This is a genomic window from Leptospira ognonensis (assembly GCF_004770745.1).
GTDB lineage: Bacteria > Spirochaetota > Leptospiria > Leptospirales > Leptospiraceae > Leptospira_A > Leptospira_A ognonensis.
In genome coordinates this window covers 123,100-139,074 of sequence record NZ_RQGD01000020.1, presented here as the reverse complement: position 1 = coordinate 139,074, position 15,975 = coordinate 123,100, and the positions used below count along the sequence as shown (strand labels likewise).

18 protein-coding genes are annotated in these 15,975 nt (G+C 42.0%); 16 read left to right on the top strand and 2 right to left on the bottom strand.

The features are described from left to right. Window positions 1–10: 10 nt before the first annotated feature. Window positions 11–1,492 carry a DUF2079 domain-containing protein gene (locus EHQ58_RS05815; protein WP_167883547.1) on the bottom strand — a complete coding sequence of 494 codons (1,482 nt, stop codon included), beginning with the start codon at window positions 1,490–1,492 and terminating at the stop codon, window positions 11–13. Between the two features lie 201 nt (window positions 1,493–1,693). Further along, on the bottom strand, window positions 1,694–2,485 hold the full coding sequence (locus EHQ58_RS05810) for an aldolase (RefSeq protein ID WP_135622930.1): 792 nt from the start codon (window positions 2,483–2,485) through the stop codon (window positions 1,694–1,696). Between the two features lie 112 nt (window positions 2,486–2,597). Between EHQ58_RS05810 and lepB the strand changes: the two genes are divergently transcribed. The 16 genes from lepB (at window position 2,598) to EHQ58_RS05735 (ending at window position 15,974) form a co-directional block, all read left to right on the top strand. Next, window positions 2,598–3,641, top strand: coding sequence for a signal peptidase I (lepB, locus tag EHQ58_RS05805; protein WP_135622929.1), 1,044 nt, complete (start codon window positions 2,598–2,600; stop codon window positions 3,639–3,641). Between the two features lie 5 nt (window positions 3,642–3,646). Further along, window positions 3,647–3,856 (top strand): AtpZ/AtpI family protein, encoded by a 210-nt coding sequence (locus EHQ58_RS05800; RefSeq protein WP_246047186.1) that lies wholly within the window; start codon window positions 3,647–3,649, stop codon window positions 3,854–3,856. A 129-nt stretch (window positions 3,857–3,985) separates the two neighbouring features. Further along, window positions 3,986–4,111 (top strand): hypothetical protein, encoded by a 126-nt coding sequence (locus EHQ58_RS18995; RefSeq protein WP_281277100.1) that lies wholly within the window; start codon window positions 3,986–3,988, stop codon window positions 4,109–4,111. A 71-nt stretch (window positions 4,112–4,182) separates the two neighbouring features. Further along, complete coding sequence (ilvB, locus tag EHQ58_RS05795; protein WP_135622928.1) at window positions 4,183–5,898, top strand: biosynthetic-type acetolactate synthase large subunit; 1,716 nt, start codon at window positions 4,183–4,185, stop codon at window positions 5,896–5,898. Between the two features lie 30 nt (window positions 5,899–5,928). After that, window positions 5,929–6,417: a glutathione peroxidase gene (locus EHQ58_RS05790; protein ID WP_135622927.1), complete on the top strand. Its 489-nt coding sequence runs from the start codon at window positions 5,929–5,931 to the stop codon at window positions 6,415–6,417. A gap of 19 nt (window positions 6,418–6,436) precedes the next feature. Continuing rightward, window positions 6,437–6,817: a hypothetical protein gene (locus EHQ58_RS05785; protein WP_135622926.1), complete on the top strand. Its 381-nt coding sequence runs from the start codon at window positions 6,437–6,439 to the stop codon at window positions 6,815–6,817. After that, window positions 6,807–7,859, top strand: coding sequence for a F0F1 ATP synthase subunit A (gene atpB, locus EHQ58_RS05780; RefSeq protein WP_135622925.1), 1,053 nt, complete (start codon window positions 6,807–6,809; stop codon window positions 7,857–7,859). The genes EHQ58_RS05785 and atpB overlap by 11 nt, the downstream gene beginning before the upstream one ends. Before the next feature lie 49 nt (window positions 7,860–7,908). Next, on the top strand, window positions 7,909–8,205 hold the full coding sequence (gene atpE, locus EHQ58_RS05775) for an ATP synthase F0 subunit C (protein ID WP_135622924.1): 297 nt from the start codon (window positions 7,909–7,911) through the stop codon (window positions 8,203–8,205). Between the two features lie 2 nt (window positions 8,206–8,207). Beyond that, entirely contained in the window at window positions 8,208–8,732 is a 525-nt protein-coding gene (locus EHQ58_RS05770) for a F0F1 ATP synthase subunit B (RefSeq protein WP_135622923.1), read from the top strand. Then, window positions 8,729–9,298, top strand: a complete 570-nt coding sequence (gene atpH, locus EHQ58_RS05765) for an ATP synthase F1 subunit delta (protein ID WP_135622922.1) — start codon at window positions 8,729–8,731, stop codon at window positions 9,296–9,298. Before EHQ58_RS05770 ends, atpH begins: the two co-directional genes overlap by 4 nt. Next, window positions 9,288–10,802, top strand: a complete 1,515-nt coding sequence (atpA, locus tag EHQ58_RS05760) for a F0F1 ATP synthase subunit alpha (RefSeq protein ID WP_135622921.1) — start codon at window positions 9,288–9,290, stop codon at window positions 10,800–10,802. Before atpH ends, atpA begins: the two co-directional genes overlap by 11 nt. Window positions 10,803–10,813: 11 nt before the next feature. Then, window positions 10,814–11,683, top strand: coding sequence for an ATP synthase F1 subunit gamma (gene atpG / locus EHQ58_RS05755; protein ID WP_135622920.1), 870 nt, complete (start codon window positions 10,814–10,816; stop codon window positions 11,681–11,683). 21 nt (window positions 11,684–11,704) lie between these two features. Next, the gene (gene atpD, locus EHQ58_RS05750; protein ID WP_135622919.1) at window positions 11,705–13,117 is read left to right on the top strand and encodes a F0F1 ATP synthase subunit beta; all 1,413 of its coding nucleotides are present in this window, start codon (window positions 11,705–11,707) and stop codon (window positions 13,115–13,117) included. A 12-nt stretch (window positions 13,118–13,129) separates the two neighbouring features. Further along, complete coding sequence (gene atpC, locus EHQ58_RS05745) at window positions 13,130–13,510, top strand: ATP synthase F1 subunit epsilon (RefSeq protein WP_135622918.1); 381 nt, start codon at window positions 13,130–13,132, stop codon at window positions 13,508–13,510. Window positions 13,511–13,559: 49 nt separating this feature from the next. After that, window positions 13,560–13,829 (top strand): hypothetical protein, encoded by a 270-nt coding sequence (locus EHQ58_RS05740; protein ID WP_135622917.1) that lies wholly within the window; start codon window positions 13,560–13,562, stop codon window positions 13,827–13,829. Window positions 13,830–13,838: 9 nt separating this feature from the next. Beyond that, entirely contained in the window at window positions 13,839–15,974 is a 2,136-nt protein-coding gene (locus EHQ58_RS05735; RefSeq protein WP_135622916.1) for a hypothetical protein, read from the top strand. Window position 15,975: the final 1 nt, after the last annotated feature.

Here is a 15,975-nt window from a genome sequence, read left to right as displayed (position 1 = left end):
GATGTCAGATCTAGGGTTTGTTGTTCGCATCAAATCTTAATTTCCAGACTTCTATCCATTCCCCTTTAAAGATAAGCATTCCTTTTTGAAACGCCTCTCGTTTGCTTTCGATAAAAGAACGCGGAACCAAAACTTCCTTGGTGAACTTCGGAGCTATGACAAGATAACATTCCTTAGACGCACATTTTCCCACTGTAAGAGAGACTTGGTTTAACGGATACAAAGTCGCATCTAGGGGAAGAAAAAAAGAAAGGTTGTATTGGGAAAATACATGGGGAGAACCTCTGAGTATTTTTTGGTTTCCGATCGATTCCAGTTCGCGTGTTACTTCCTTGGCTTGCCTTTCTTCCTGCTTAGGCAAGCCCACCTTCTGGAGCGAAATCGGATAATTTGAGTCCTGGAGATTTCGAAAAAAGAGCAAAGTTAAGAATAAGAAAAAAATGGGAACGGATACAGATTGTTTTTCCCTCAGCCAAACAATTCCCGTATACAACAGAAATGGTATCATCGTATAGCAATAGTAAGAATATATTTCATGGTGCCAAGGACGTTGAGAAAGTGCATGAGTCAGATAAATAGAAAGCAATCCGAGAAAAGAAGGGATGTTTAAAATGAATCCCGTCCCTGAGCTCATGATCAATTCCATAAAAATTTGAATGGATTTTGGAATACTTGTAACTTGTTTGTATGATTCCGGGTATTCTTTTGTCAATGCGCCAAACCAATGTTCCGGGTTCGAAACAATAAAATAGGGCAAAAGGAAAAAAACAAAAAGAAAATAGGCGAGGCAAATAAGTAAGATGAGAAATCCAGTATCAGAAGTGAAGTTTGTGAATGTTTTCTTCTCTTTATTTTTATTTCGTTCTGCTCGAAACCTAGAGATCCAATTCCAAATCACCGAAGGCATAAAAAATAAAATGAAATAAATGACGATGTCCTCTTTCACAAAAAGAAATGCAAAAAGTGAAACAATAAGACCGAGAGACAATTTTTGTTTTTCATAATAAAAAAAGAAAACCGCAGAAAGGGGGAAGACAAGCACCTCAAAATGGTAACTTGTCCCGAGTCGATAAAGATAGAGATTGGCAATAATACCGAATAACAATAAGTAAACGAGATCAATTTTTCCACTGCCATTTTGTTTTGTTCTCTTCTTTAGAAGGAGTTCCGTCCAAAGGATTGTTCCTAAACTTAAGTAAAAATAAACACCAATCGCATAGCCCCACCTAGCTAAACCAAAACTCTCAAAGGGAAGGAAAAAAACAAGACTTGGGGAAAAGTGGTGAGTCAAATAAGAGCCTTCTCCCTTGGCAGAGTAATATGTGGAAAGGTAGCCGTTCCCTCTCAGCAGATTACGCACAACCTCCTGCATCCCTACATAATCTGCGTCATGAAATTGAAAGCTGCTAGCAAAACTTCTGCTAAGTTCATACCCATGAAATAGAAATTCTAGGAGCACAAAGCCCATAGAAACTCGGATCCAAGCATTCATATGTTTACATTCTTTTAGAAGTAATTCTTTCCAGATTTCTTGCAAACGAGAGAGGGCACGGAATCGAGCCAGGATAAAGCTAAAACAAGTTAAAGCTAAGCTAAAAAGAAAAAGCCCTTGTTTAAGGGGCGTGAGAAGTGGGTGTGGAGCGAAAAATAGGAGACCAGTAATAAAACAGAATGAGGAAAATAAATAAATCACCTAACGTATAAAATACAATACCTTACGTTCGCCGATTCTTTCTCTGTTGATTTCGACACGGTTACGATAATAAAACCCCTTTTCAGGAAAGGCTTTGGAAAATATTTCATAAAGATCCATTTCGAAAACGAGCATACATTCGGCAACATCGGTAGCACTGATGTCCATGGCTTTTCGTGTGTCTACCATCACATGGCGGGAATTGATAAAGTCCGGTTCGATCTCTGATGCGATTAAGCCAAAATTATTTTTAGTGATGGTTCCACCGACTGAGGTAACTTTACCTCTGCTTCTGGCTTCTTTCACTATGATTTTCGATATCCGAGTGACTTCCTTGTCATCAGGTTTTTTGTCCATACTTGCAGAGAGATCCGAACGAGCAGCTGTTACCTGTCCGAGATCAGCAAATGCCTTTGAATCATAAATATCCATCAAATTTCGATATCCAGTAATGGTCTCCAGATTGATCGCTTTTTTCAATTTATCGTAATCAGGCGAGGGAATCAGATTTTTTAACGTGGAAATGAAATTACGTAAAGCATATTCCGATTCGATCATCGGAGCAGAAATACCGGAGACACCGATCTTATGGCAGATGCGAATGTCATTACGAGCCTCAGGACCTCCGATTTTTACAGAAAGAGGCAAAATTCCTTGGGCTATGGTTTGGAGCAGCGCAATCTCATCCTCGCCCATATCTTCCGTTTCAGTTCCAGTTTTGAGACAAACGAAGGCATATTTTTCCTTCATTTCTTGTAATGTCTTTCGAAGCGTTAACAGATTCTTTTCCATAAGTGCAAGGGCTCCTGGTATGGTATCGGAAATTATCTAGAATCGTACAAGCCTTTCTTGAGATTTTTCCTCGGGTTGACAGAATTTTCTACAAATCTAGCTTACCACCTATATGGAAATTTTTTCCTCAAAAAAGCAAACCACGCCAAAACCACCAATCAAAGAAGAACCAAAAGAGGGAGTCATTGCTTCCACATTTTCCTTTGCCCTCATTGTCGTGCTTGTCTTTGCATTCAAATCATCCATTCTCGATGCCAATAACATTCCCTCTGGCTCCATGATCCCGACTTTAAAAATAGGGGATTTTTTGTTTGTGAACAAGATGCGTTATTCGATACGCATGCCTTTCACAGAAAAAGAGCTCTTTCGGATTGATGAACCAAAACGAGGTGATATCGTTACCTTCATCCCACCCTCAAATGCACTCGCCACTGAGGACGCACGTTCTGGTATCTTTGCTAAAAGATTCGTCAAACGGGTTGTAGGTGTTCCTGGTGACACGATTCGCATTACAAGAAAAGAAACGGCAGTACCAGGTCGAAAGCCTGTTCTTTATGCGATCATAGAATATAAAGAAAACGGTTCTAGTGATTATAATAATTATTCACCAAAACCTGTTCCCATTGGTGATGAGTTAAACGACCTCGACAATGTAGACGCCACGCAAAGATCCCTCTTTTTGGAAAAGAAACGAGATTTTGAGCATTTCGTTTTGGAAGGAGCGGAAGATGACAGACGGCCTTTCCAGACAGGGTTTAGTTGCGATTTTACAAATGGATGCCTTATCCCTGAGGGACATTACATGGTCATGGGAGATAACAGAGATGATTCGCATGATTCACGGGCTTGGGGTTTTGTTCCCAGGGTTGATATTTTAGGCAAAGCACTTATCATTTATTTTTCTATTGATTGGAAGGATTTTACCTGCGAATATAAGAGTGGGCAAGAGCTGGCAGAAAAAGGAAAGGAGTTCGCGGAACGCTTTGAAGGTGACGAGTTGGAAAATAGATGCCATCCCAGCGAAATTTACTCCTCAGCCATTTCCTATCGTTATATTGAAGATGAATCTCGATTTGGTTGGATTGAACGGACGCTTCGATACAGACTCTGGAGACTCGGTGTCCGCTGGGACCGCATCGGACGCGTGTTACAGTAAATCGTATGCCAAAACAAGAACGAGATAAATCTCCCATGGCAATGGCGGGAGTGGGCTTTGAATTTGTTAGCTCCATTGCGCTCTTTGTCATTGCTGGTTATTATGCAGATGAGTATTTCAAAACCACACCTACGTTTTTATTGGTTGGATTTTTTTTGGGTTTTGGTTATTCCTTTTACATCCTCATCAAACGCGCAAAAGAAAACGAAGAGTAATGGCACCTCGCAAAGCCTTGCGACCGCGCTCGCAGCTACAATCTTTGCCCACGGCAAAGGATTTCCGCCTTGATCGCTGGTGCAAAAAACATTGACCAAATCAAACTTCCTTAAAAATTGAAAAAAGACATGGAACTTACATCTTATACATTGGATTCTACTTTGTTTGCGAATCTTGTAGAGATGTCTTATGTCCTGACAGTCCTTCTCGTCGTCGTCACTCCACCTAATATAACCCTTAGCTTTCTGTCGTAAGAGCCCCTCCTGATTTAGGCTCCCCGCGAGGCAGAAAGCCTCTCATGCGGGGAGAAAAAAAGGAGAGTGGTATGAAGATCACCGTCGCAAAATATTGCATTCATTTTTTAATTTCCAAGGGCATTCGGATCGTTCCAGGGATTCCTGGCGGAACCATACTTCCCATCTATGACGCATTAGCTGAATCAGAAATTCAGCATATACTTGCCAGACAGGAACAGGGTGCCGGATTTATTGCCCAAGGGATGGCTAGATCCACAGGACAAGTTTCTGCCTGCCTTGTTTCTTCGGGACCAGGAGTTGCAAATCTTCTCACATCCGTATCTGATGCATTTAGTGATTCGGTTCCTCTTCTCATTTTCTCAGGCCAAGTTCCGAGAAACCTTTTGGGAACCGATGCCTTCCAAGAGCTACCAACCAAATCCATCGTGTCCCATTTTACAAAGGCCTCCTATTTGATTATGGATCCTTTGGAACTTCCGCATATTTTAGAAGAAGCATACCTTCTCGCAGGAAGCGGAAGGCCAGGTCCTGTATGGATCGATTTACCAAAAGATGTACAAAATGAATTCATTGATTTGGAAAGTCAGGAATCTCTCATTTCGCCCAAAGCGAATGATTTTACTCGAATAAAAGCCAATCTTTCTGAGTTGCAGACTGCGATTGAAAGCACCATTCGTTTGTTGCATTCTTCGAAAAAATCTTTGTTTTATATCGGTGGTGGGGCAAAAAAATCCGCAGAGGCATTACGACGTCTTGTAGATTCGTTGCAGATACCTGTTGTATCAACACTGATGGGACTCGGTATCTTCCCCAAAGAAAATCCAAATTTTTTAGGAATGATGGGAATGCATGGAAGTGTAAGCGCCAATTCAGCATTAGGTGAATGTGATTTGCTCATTGCCTTGGGAGTTCGATTTGATGACCGAGCTACCGGTAATATTGCTACCTTTTGTCCGAAAGCAAAGGTCATCCATATCGATATCGATCCGAAAGAAATAGGAAAAAATAAAAGAGCAGATGTTTTTTGGAAAGGAGACCTTTCTGCTTTTTTAGAAAATTTATTCGAGGTAAGTTCAAAAATAAAAAAAGGAAATTTTTGGCAACCATCGCCAGAAGTAGAATCCGCTTCCATCAGGGAAGAAGGAAGGATTGATCGCTTTTTTAGATCTTTATCTTCTCACTTCCGAGATTCCGATTTTATACTCACGGATGTGGGCCAACACCAAATGTGGACAGCCCAATACTTCCCCTTTCCAAATGAAAGATCTTGGATCACATCAGGAGGACAAGGTACAATGGGTTTTGGCCTACCGACTTCTATAGGGGTTTCTCTTGCCCATCCAGATGCAAATGTTTTTTGTATCACTGGTGATGGTTCGATCATGATGAACTTGCAAGAGCTTGCCACCTTGCGCGAGTTAAATTCAAATGTAAAGCTCATCATCTTTAATAATAAACATCTGGGCCTAGTTCGACAGCAGCAGGAATTATTTTATGAGAACCGAAAGTCGGGTTCTGTTTTTGAATTCCAACCTAATTTCCAAATGTTAGCCGAAAGCTTTGGAATCCCTGGGTATAAAATAATGTTAGGTGATAGAGCCGAAGAACAAATGAAAGCCCTGCTTAAGCCAGGGCCGTGTTTGCTTGAGGTCATGATTCCAAGTGAGGCAGGTGTTTACCCCTTTGTTCCTGGGGGCAAATCCAATCAGGAATTTATTTTGAATCCCCCTTTATTCGATGCGTCTAAAAAGGACATTGAAAATGATTTGTGTATTACGAGTTGAAAGCGATACATGGGGTAAGGGGAGCCTATTATGAGCCAAAGTATTTATGATCTATCCGTTAAGAGAGGTTCGGAGGAAGTCCCTCTTTCTAAGTACAAAGACAAGGTGCTCCTCATCGTAAATACGGCAAGCCAATGTGGATTCACTCCACAATACAAAGGCTTACAGGAAACGTATGAAAAATTAAATCCAAAGGGATTTGAAATTCTCGCCTTTCCGTGCAACCAATTTGGTGAACAAGAGCCGGGAACAGATGCAGAAATCAAAACTTTTTGTGAACGCACATTCATGACCACCTTTCCCATTTTTTCAAAACTAGAAGTTAACGGAGCAAACACCGATCCGCTCTATGCCCACCTTAAAAAGGAAGCGAGTGGATTTTTGGGTCTTAAGGATATTAAGTGGAATTTTACCAAATTTCTCGTGGATAAGCATGGCAAAGTCGTTAAACGATATGCACCGATGACAAAACCTGAAGACATAGAAAAAGATATCGTGAAATTGATCGAAAAACCATAGTTAAACGGTCTTCCTTGCCTTGGATCTCTATACTATCAACCTAAGAAAATTCCACATTCACTACTTCGCCTATTTAGTGTTTGTGGTTACAGTCTCTTATCCCTTACTTTTTAGATGGGTAGAGCCAAACTTTCGATTTGTTTTTTACTTAGGAGTGGCTCTTTCTTTTTTCATTCAGCTCAGTGCGACGGAACTGCGCTTCCTTCCGCGTTTTAAGCCCTCTCTTGGCGAATCCGGATTTCCTCTATTTACAGTTCCGCTATTTTTTTTCATCAACCTAGGGGTGCTTTCTGCTTTGGTCCTCTTAGACTACCCTTTTGAAACAATCATAGGATTTTTAATTGCCTATTTCCTACACCTTCTATTCTTTGTAATTGCGAGCTATTTCAGTGGAAAATAACGTTAAACATCGGATCTTTTTAACCCTCTCCATCCTGTTTTTTCTTTCCTTTTCGGCCTTAAGCGCCTCAGAAGGTGCGGATTCCGCCGAAGATTCCTTTGATTTTAGTGAAGTTATGTCTCACCACTTGGGTGATGCTCCCATTTTCCCTCTCAATTTCGGAGGGCATAAGGTTTTCGAAGGCGAAGAGGGCTTCGATGCAGAACACTTTGACGTGTTTGATGACCACGGAAAAAAATACCACTTCCTCGGTGGTTTTGATATGCACATCACAAAGCGCGTGACCATGATGTGGATCGCTTCCTTTTTCCTATTTATCATCTTTATCCCGGCTGCGAATTTGATTTCTAAGAACCCGAAAAGAGTCGGAAACAAATTTGCTTCTTGTGTGGAAGCCTTTGTTGGCTATTTGAAAGAAAACGTCGTCGACTCATCTCTCGAGCACCACGGTCATTCTTATTACCATTACATCTTCAGTTTGTTTTTCTTTATCCTTTTCTGTAACCTGTTTGGACTTATCCCTTCTGTGGGTGAATTGACAGTTGCGGGATCTGATTTTCTCGTATCTTTGGGTGTCATTTCCGCAACTCCTCACTCCCTCCACACGTTTGGAGAGATCTGGTCTGGGATCACTCCGACTGGGGATATTGGGGTCACTCTTGCCCTTGCCTCTCTTACTTTACTCATCATTTATGCTACGGCCTTTTCTTACCAAGGGATCTCTTTTGTGGCACATGCCGTTCCAAAGGGTGTTCCGATTCCTTTGTGGCCTTTGATGTGGGTTCTTGAATTCGTCGTAACACACATCGCTCGTTCTTTTGCTCTCACTATGAGGTTACTTGCGAACATGACAGCAGGACACGTAATGATCTTAGCGCTACTTGGTTTTATCTTTATGAGCCAAAGCTATATCATTGCTCCCGTTTCTGTACTTAGTTCTGTAATGATTTACTTTTTAGAGCTACTCGTTGCCTTTTTACAGGCATTTATCTTCTCGTTGCTCACAACCGTGTTCATTGGAACCGTGATGCACCGACATTAAATTTTGGTTTTATTTAGATTATAAAACACATAGGAGTGAAACGAAAAAAATGGAATTCGGTTTAGGATACATCGGAGTAGGACTCGCAGCTGGCCTTGCATTACTTGGCGCCGGCATTGGCATTGGTAGAATTGGTGGATCGGTTGCAGAAAGTATCAGCCGCCAACCAGAAGCAGCTGGAAAAATCCAACTCGTACTATACGTAGCAGCAGGTATGATCGAAGGTGCAGCTCTCTTCGCAGTCGTAATCGCGCTTCTTATCGCACTTAAACTCAACGGCTCAATTGACAAAACAATTGGTGCTGGTGTTGCACCTGCAGCCACTAACGTAGAACAAGGAAAATAGTCTTGGTACTCCTTCCGGCTTCAGGCTTCAATTTGCTAAAAGTCAATCCGGGTCTAGTTGTCTGGACCCTGGTCACTTTTTCAATTGTTGTCCTCGTCCTTAAAAAGTTTGCCTGGGATAAAATTCTTCATGCCCTTGAAGAGCGTTCTTCAGGGATTCAGGGGGATATTGACAAAGCTGAGGCCTTACGCAAAGAAGCAGAAAAGTCCCATAAAGATTACCAAGAAAAACTACGTGGTGCCATCGATGAAGCCCACAAGATCATCGAAGAAGCCAAGCGTGATGCAGGAGTTCTCCGTCAGAAGATGATGGAAGATACAAACAATGACATCAAACATTCCAAAGAACAAGCTGTTAGAGAGATTGAACTCGCTAAAGGTAAGGCTCTTTCGGAAATGCAACATCAAATTGTGGAAATGTCTGTGCTCATCGCTAGTGAGATTCTGGAAAAGCAACTGAAGAAGGAAGATTATTCTTCATTCATTGAGAAAGAAATTTCAAAGTTAGAAAAACTTAAAGTAAAATGAGCCTAAGTAAAGTCCCAAAGGTTTACGCCACTGCTCTTCTAGAGTTAGCTGTTGATGCTAACTCAGTTGAGGCGACAGAAGAAGAACTCACGCAAATCGTGAGTGCACTTTCTGCTGACGAATCCATCCGCCATTATTTTCTTTCTCCGGTTGTAGATCCGATAGAGAAAGAAAAAGCAGCATTCAAAGCACTCAGTGGTAAAACATCTGAAATTGTCACAAATTTCATCTCACTTGTTGTTAGAAAAAGTAGATACCAATTTCTTCCAGATATCGTAGAAGAATTTTGTGCCGGCGTTGATAAATTAAAGAATCGTAGTTCCCTCAGAATCATTTCTAAGGATCTACTCACACCCGAACAAAAAGACAAAATCATTAAATCACTTACAGCAAATTTCAAACGTGATTTTCGCGTTCATGAAAGTATAGATGCCCATTTACTTGGCGGATTTAGACTGTTCGTTGATGATTATTTAATCGATGCCTCCATCCGTTACAAACTAGACGGAATGGAAGAGGCTCTCCTCCAAAAGAAAATCCCTGTCGGAGCAATGTATGAAAATTAAAACAGACGAAGTAACATCGGTACTCAAACAAGAAATAAAGAACTTCAATAAAGACCTTAAAGTTGATGAAGTAGGATCAGTGCTCGAGGTCGGGGACGGAATTGCTCGGGTTTATGGACTCAGCAATGTCATGGCAGGTGAGCTCGTGGAATTCCAAAACGGAGTCCGCGGACAGGCTTTTAACCTAGAGGAAAACTCGGTTGGGGTCGTAATTTTCGGTGATTATACAAGAATTGAAGAAGGATTTAGCGTTAAACGCGTTGGAAAAATCTTCGAAGTCCCAGTGGGACCAGAACTCCTTGGTCGAGTTGTCAATCCACTCGGTGAACCTGTTGACGGCAAAGGCCCGTTAAACGCAAAAAAAATGAGACCAGTAGAATCTCCTGCTCCGGGGATTGCGATGAGAAAGTCTGTTCACGAGCCGATGCAAACAGGCATTAAGGCGATTGATGCCATGATCCCAGTAGGACGTGGACAAAGAGAGCTCATCATTGGTGACCGTGGAACGGGAAAGTCATCCATTGCCATTGATACCATCATCAACCAAAAGGGCAAAGACGTCATTTGTGTATACGTGGCCATCGGCCAAAAAGAATCCACTGTGGCATCCACTGTGGAAATGTTGCGTGAAAAGGGTGCTCTTCCCTATACCATCATTGTAACTGCAAGTGCTTCGGAACCAGCGCCCCTCTTATTCATTGCACCTTATTCTGGTGCTTCCATGGCAGAATACTTTATGTATGATGAAGGAAAGGCCACTCTTATCGTTTATGATGACCTTTCTAAACAAGCAGTCGCTTACCGCCAGATGTGTCTCCTTTTACGTCGCCCTCCTGGTCGTGAAGCCTATCCTGGAGACGTTTTCTACCTTCACTCTCGCCTCCTTGAAAGAGCGGCAAAATTAGATGATAAATACGGCGGTGGGTCCATGACAGCACTTCCTATCATCGAAACGCAAGAAGGTGAGGTTTCTGCTTACATTCCGACAAATGTTATCTCGATTACAGATGGTCAGATCTACCTACAATCAAACTTGTTTGCTTCTGGTCTAAGACCCGCAGTAGACGTGGGTATTTCCGTATCTCGTGTGGGATCGGCTGCTCAAATCAAAGCGATGAAAAAAGTTGCAGGAACATTAAAGTCCGACTTATCTCAGTTCCGTGATCTAGAAGCCTTTGCTCAACTTGGATCGGAGCTTGATGCTGTGACACAATCACAGCTAGATCGCGGTTACCGCATTCTTGAAATATTAAAGCAACCAAACAACTCTCCAAGCCCAGTGGAAGAACAAGTAATTTCCATCTTTGCTGTGACCAAAGGTTTTGTGGATCAGATCCCTGTTGCCCAAGTCAGAGAATTTGAAAAATTCTTAATCCAAACCATCCGGGAACAACATCCAGAAATTTTGGAAGAAATCCGAACTGCCAAAGAGATCAAAGCGGAAGCAGCGGTTCAAAAAACGGTGAAATCCATCGTAGAACATTTTCTTAGCAAAAATCGGTAAGGGGAAAGATCTTGGCGACACCGCGTGAGATAAAAAAGAGGATCGACTCTGTAAAAAATACGAGAAAGATCACTCGGACTATGGAGATGGTCTCGACAGCGAAGGCTAAGAAAGCGACCAATAAGGTAAATGCTGCGAAACCTTACGCTGATTTGACGAGAGTATTGGTTTCATCCTTATCAAGTTTGGCATCCGTTGTCCAGAGCCCGTATTTACGAAAACCGACAAAGATTCGTAAGGTGGCGATTCTTGCCATGACTGCGAATCGAGGTCTGTGCGGCGGATTCAATTCCAATATTCTTCGCATGGTAAAACATAGAATCGAATTCTATCATTCCCAAGGAATCGAAGTGGAAGTACATGCCGCGGGAAAGAAGGCCATAGGTTTTTTTAAATTCTCAAAGATTGTGACAAAAAGTAGTTATACAAATCTCGATGACAAAGCGGGATCTGCCGAAGCCAATCAGCTAGCAAATTATTTTATGGAGAGATTTGCCTCAGAAGAAGTTGACCGAGTCGAAGTGATCTCGACTCACTATTTTTCTGCTGCCAATCAAAAACCTGAAATAACGGCTGTTTTGCCGCTCGAGGTGAAAGCCGAGAAAGATGCAAAGGTGTCGGGACCAGAAGTCTTGTATGAACCAGATCCAACCACCATTTTGGAAAATTTACTCCCACTTGTCATTAGAACAACCTTTGTAAAAATTTTATTGGAGTCAGTTGCTTCAGAACACATTGCACGCAGAATTGCAATGAAAGCTGCTACAGATGCTGCTGGTGAGATGATCAAACTTCTTACCCGCGGATATAACAGAGTGAGACAAGCAAAGATCACTCAAGAAATTTCAGAAATCGTCGGGGGCGCGGAAGCGATCTCTTAAATAGATCATTCGGAGTAATTTATGAATACAGGCAAAATCAAACAAATCATTGGCTCGGTTTTGGACATCAGTTTCCAAAATGGAAAACTTCCAGAAATCTTTAATGCAGTAGAAATTTCTGCAAAAATTAACGGAAAAGATACAAAAATCACTGCTGAAGTGCAACAGCATATTGGCGATAACACCGTTCGTGCCATTTCCCTTCAATCGACTGACGGATTGAAGAGAGGTCTCGATGTTGTAGATACAGGTGGACCCATCACTGTTCCCGTTGGTGTAAAAACCCTAGGACGTATCTTTAACGTTCTCGGTGAAGTGATTGATGAAATGGGCGATATGCCAAAAGACATCCAAAGAAAATCAATCCATAGAGATGCGCCAACCTTTGAAGAGTTAAAACCTAAAACCGAAATTTTTGAAACAGGAATCAAGGTTATCGATCTACTTGCTCCTTACATCAAAGGTGGAAAGACAGGACTTTTCGGTGGTGCTGGTGTAGGTAAAACGGTTCTCATCCAAGAATTAATCAATAACATCGCAAAACAACATGGTGGTTATTCCGTGTTTGCGGGTGTAGGGGAACGGACACGAGAAGGAAACGACCTTTGGAATGAGATGAAGGAATCAGGCGTAATCGACAAGACTGTACTTTGTTATGGTCAGATGAATGAGCCTCCTGGTGCTCGTCTAAGAGTAGCCCTGTCTGCACTCACCATGGCAGAAAATTTTCGAGATGAATCAGGATCAGATATTTTACTTTTCGTTGATAATATTTTCCGTTTCTCGCAAGCAGGATCGGAAGTATCCGCGCTTCTTGGAAGGATGCCATCCGCAGTAGGTTACCAACCGACACTTTCTACGGAAATGGGTGGATTACAAGAACGTATTACTTCCACCACCAGAGGTTCCATTACTTCTGTGCAAGCCATCTACGTTCCTGCCGACGACTTAACTGACCCGGCTCCCGCGACTGCTTTCACTCACTTAGATGCGACGACAGTTCTCTCTCGTGCGATTTCGGAAAAAGGAATTTATCCTGCCGTGGACCCACTTGGTTCGACTTCAAGAATCATGAACCCGGTAATTCTTGGCGAAGAGCATTACTTCGTAGCTAGAGAAGTACAAAGAATTCTCCAAAGATACAAAGACCTACAAGACATCATTGCGATTCTAGGTATGGATGAGCTTTCTGAGGATGATAAAATCCTAGTCGCTCGCGCTAGAAGATTAGAAAAATTCTTATCACAACCATTCTCCGTGGCAGAAGTATTTACGGGTCGCCCTGGAAAGTATGTAAAACTAGAAGATACAATCCGTTCCTTTAAGGGCATCGTAGAAGGTAAGTATGACGACCTTCCTGAACAAGCGTTTTATATGGTTGGCTCGATCGACGAAGTGCTAGAAGCCGCAAAACAATTAAAAGGTAAGGAATAGGGTTTTTGTCCCATGGATAAGAATCTTTCCCTGACCGTTATTTCGCCCGACCGCATCCTCTACCAAGGGCAAGCGGAATCTGTGATCCTACCTGGGATCGTAGGTTACTTCGGAGTCTTGCCTGGGCATGCGACACTGGTTTCTCAGCTGGATTTGGGGCTCATCAAACTCCATTCCGGCAATAAGGAATTCCGTATCGCCATCGATGGCGGATTTTGTGAAGTTAAAAACAATGAAATCCGCGTTTTGACAGAAGGTGGTGATTCTCAAGATGACATCACCACAGAGCGAGCGGAAGAGGTTTTAGCTCATGCAGAGGCAATGCCAGCGTCAAAAGAGCGAGAAAATTCAATAAAGAAAGCAAAAGTTCGCGTTTTACTTCACCAACATTAATTTTTTTCCCCTCTACTTGCCGAAAATATTGTAGAGGGGGACTATTCCTTTGAATCATAAATCAATCTTTAGTTCGGGTGTCATGATAATCCTAGCTATGTTTGCATTTTACTTGAAGGATAACCCTGAAATAAGTAAAAGAATCTATTCCATTGAAATGATTCAGGTGAAAGTGTCAGGACCTGGAAAATGGCTTACTGGAATCGACACGGTAGAGAAGGCGAATGGCTTTGGTTCGAATTCGTCTTTTACTTATAAAATGAGTCGCCGAGACCAGCTGTTAGCTGATGGTCAGGCTGTAGATTTGGGGAAACGGTAATCGTAGCGAATGGCGGATCAGGAAAATAATAATAAAGAAGAGTCAGAAAATCTCGACCCTATTTTGGACGAAGATGCATTTTCACTCGATCTTGATGATTTTGACTTAGGAGATGACGATCTTGAGGAATCTCCAGGTCTCGAACCTCCAACTCTTGACGACGTAGATGGATTCGATGACACCGATGATGAAAGTATTGGTGATCTAGTTCTATCTAGCACTGACAATGATGATGAGGAATTTCTCGATATTGATCTAGACTCCGACTTAAATTTATTAGGTGAAGAAGACCCCGTTCTTCATGATGATGAATTGCATGCCGATTTTAACGAGACCGAAGATACAATAGAATTCGAAGAATCAGAGAAGGAAGAAGATGATCTCGAACTAGAGTTTGATGATGATATCATCGATCTAGATGGTGAGATCGAAGCCATATTGAATGGCGAAGATGGAATCCTAACTAATAAGAAAAAATCAGGAAATTTAAATGAGTCCGACTTCTCCGTTGATGAGGAAGAAGAGGGACCGATTGCTCTTTCAATGGAAGAGCTTGAAAACATAACAGGCGGATTACTTGCAGAAGAAGATTCCGGCGCAGAGACGGAAGCAGAACCTGCAGAGAGTGAGATGCATGATTTAGACTCAGAAGATGTATTGCTTCCTGAGGAATCAGAAATCTCTTCCGAGTTAGAGCCGTATTCAGAAGAAGACTTAAATCTAGAATTAAATTTAGATGATACTGAAGTTGATACACAATTGACCTTCAATGAAAATGGTTACCCAGAACTCGATTTAGATGATGATGAACCAGAAGAAAAAGAATTCAAGCCTCTGCGTGACGCCGAAGAAGAAGAATTATTTGGATCTGCCAAAGAAGATGAAAATTTAACACTATCTGACGATGAATTAGGAAATATTTTAGGCTCCTCCACGGAAAGCCTTGAAGAGTCGCTTGGAAATGAGGAAGATTTCTTTGAGACAGAAGAATTACCAGAACTGGAATCTACGGAAACGAAAGAAACATCCACCGAAGAAGATGACGATGGACCTATCACTCTATCACTCGAAGAACTAGATAATATAGACGCTGCAGACGAACCTGAGCTAAACATCCTCGATGAGGAAGTAGAAGACGAAACCATCACCTTGAGTCCGGATGAACTTGGCAGCATTATCGCTTCCGAAGAGACAACGGAAGCACCCGAAGCCGAAGAAGACGAAGAATCCAATTTTGATATATTTGGCGATGATTCCTTTCAAAATGAGGAAGAAGCAAGTTCTGGTCTTGAGGGTGAATATGAGGAATCACATGTTGATTCCGAAGACGATGAAGGTCCACTTGCACTTTCCATGGATGAACTAGAGTCCATCGCAGAAGAGGCAGAAGAATCATCAGAGGATGAACTTGTTGATAGTTTGGACAGGGCACCTCTACCTTACGAAGAAGAAAAATCAAAGTCAGATTTGTTAGAAGAAGATTTAGAAGATGAATCGATTGCTCTTTCTATGGAAGAGCTTGAAAACATAACCGGTAGCGAAGAAGAAGACGCACAAGAAGCGACTGAACCAGCTATTGAAACTGTATCTGGCGACAAAATTGATGATTTAATTGGCGAAGAGCTTCCCGGAGATAATCTAGACGATATCGGCGATCTTCCGATGGAAGATATGGATGAGCATAAAATCCATGACTTTGATTTTGACACAGATGAAGAAAGTGAATTAGAGCATTCGATCGAAGACTTCTCGTTAAGTGATACACCCGACCTAGTAGAGCATGAAGATCTGGTTGAATTTGGCGAATCTAATCTAGTTCCCGAGCACCGTGAACCGACTCTTTTGCAAGATGATAGCGCGGGAGTGGAACTGGACTTAGATGAATATGCTCCGGAAGGTAAACTTTCTCCTCTTGAGGAATTAAGAGCAAGCCAAGCTCCTGAAGAATCAGAAAAATCATTAAGCACCGCCGCTGCAGAAGCTATCGAAGATACTCGAACCGAGCTGAGTTCAACCGATCGCAAGAAAGTATTAAGTTATTTGGACAACTTGCTTGGAAACCTTCCAGATGAAGTCATCAAAGAATTTTCGAAGTCTCAATACTTTGAACTATATAAGAAAATGATGAAAGAATTGGAGCTGTGAC

What these genes read in the sequence shown, in the direction of transcription:
- EHQ58_RS05790 (WP_135622927.1), top strand. Translation starts at nt 5,929, where the DNA reads ATGAGCCAAAGTATTTATGATCTATCCGTTAAGAGAGGTTCGGAGGAA.
- atpD (WP_135622919.1), top strand. Translation starts at nt 11,705, where the DNA reads ATGAATACAGGCAAAATCAAACAAATCATTGGCTCGGTTTTGGACATC.
- EHQ58_RS05735 (WP_135622916.1), top strand. Translation starts at nt 13,839, where the DNA reads ATGGCGGATCAGGAAAATAATAATAAAGAAGAGTCAGAAAATCTCGAC.
- EHQ58_RS05810 (WP_135622930.1), bottom strand. Translation starts at nt 2,485, where the DNA reads ATGGAAAAGAATCTGTTAACGCTTCGAAAGACATTACAAGAAATGAAG.
- lepB (WP_135622929.1), top strand. Translation starts at nt 2,598, where the DNA reads ATGGAAATTTTTTCCTCAAAAAAGCAAACCACGCCAAAACCACCAATC.
- EHQ58_RS18995 (WP_281277100.1), top strand. Translation starts at nt 3,986, where the DNA reads ATGGAACTTACATCTTATACATTGGATTCTACTTTGTTTGCGAATCTT.
- atpE (WP_135622924.1), top strand. Translation starts at nt 7,909, where the DNA reads ATGGAATTCGGTTTAGGATACATCGGAGTAGGACTCGCAGCTGGCCTT.
- atpA (WP_135622921.1), top strand. Translation starts at nt 9,288, where the DNA reads ATGAAAATTAAAACAGACGAAGTAACATCGGTACTCAAACAAGAAATA.
- EHQ58_RS05815 (WP_167883547.1), bottom strand. Translation starts at nt 1,492, where the DNA reads ATGAATGCTTGGATCCGAGTTTCTATGGGCTTTGTGCTCCTAGAATTT.
- atpH (WP_135622922.1), top strand. Translation starts at nt 8,729, where the DNA reads ATGAGCCTAAGTAAAGTCCCAAAGGTTTACGCCACTGCTCTTCTAGAG.
- EHQ58_RS05800 (WP_246047186.1), top strand. Translation starts at nt 3,647, where the DNA reads ATGCCAAAACAAGAACGAGATAAATCTCCCATGGCAATGGCGGGAGTG.
- ilvB (WP_135622928.1), top strand. Translation starts at nt 4,183, where the DNA reads ATGAAGATCACCGTCGCAAAATATTGCATTCATTTTTTAATTTCCAAG.
- atpC (WP_135622918.1), top strand. Translation starts at nt 13,130, where the DNA reads ATGGATAAGAATCTTTCCCTGACCGTTATTTCGCCCGACCGCATCCTC.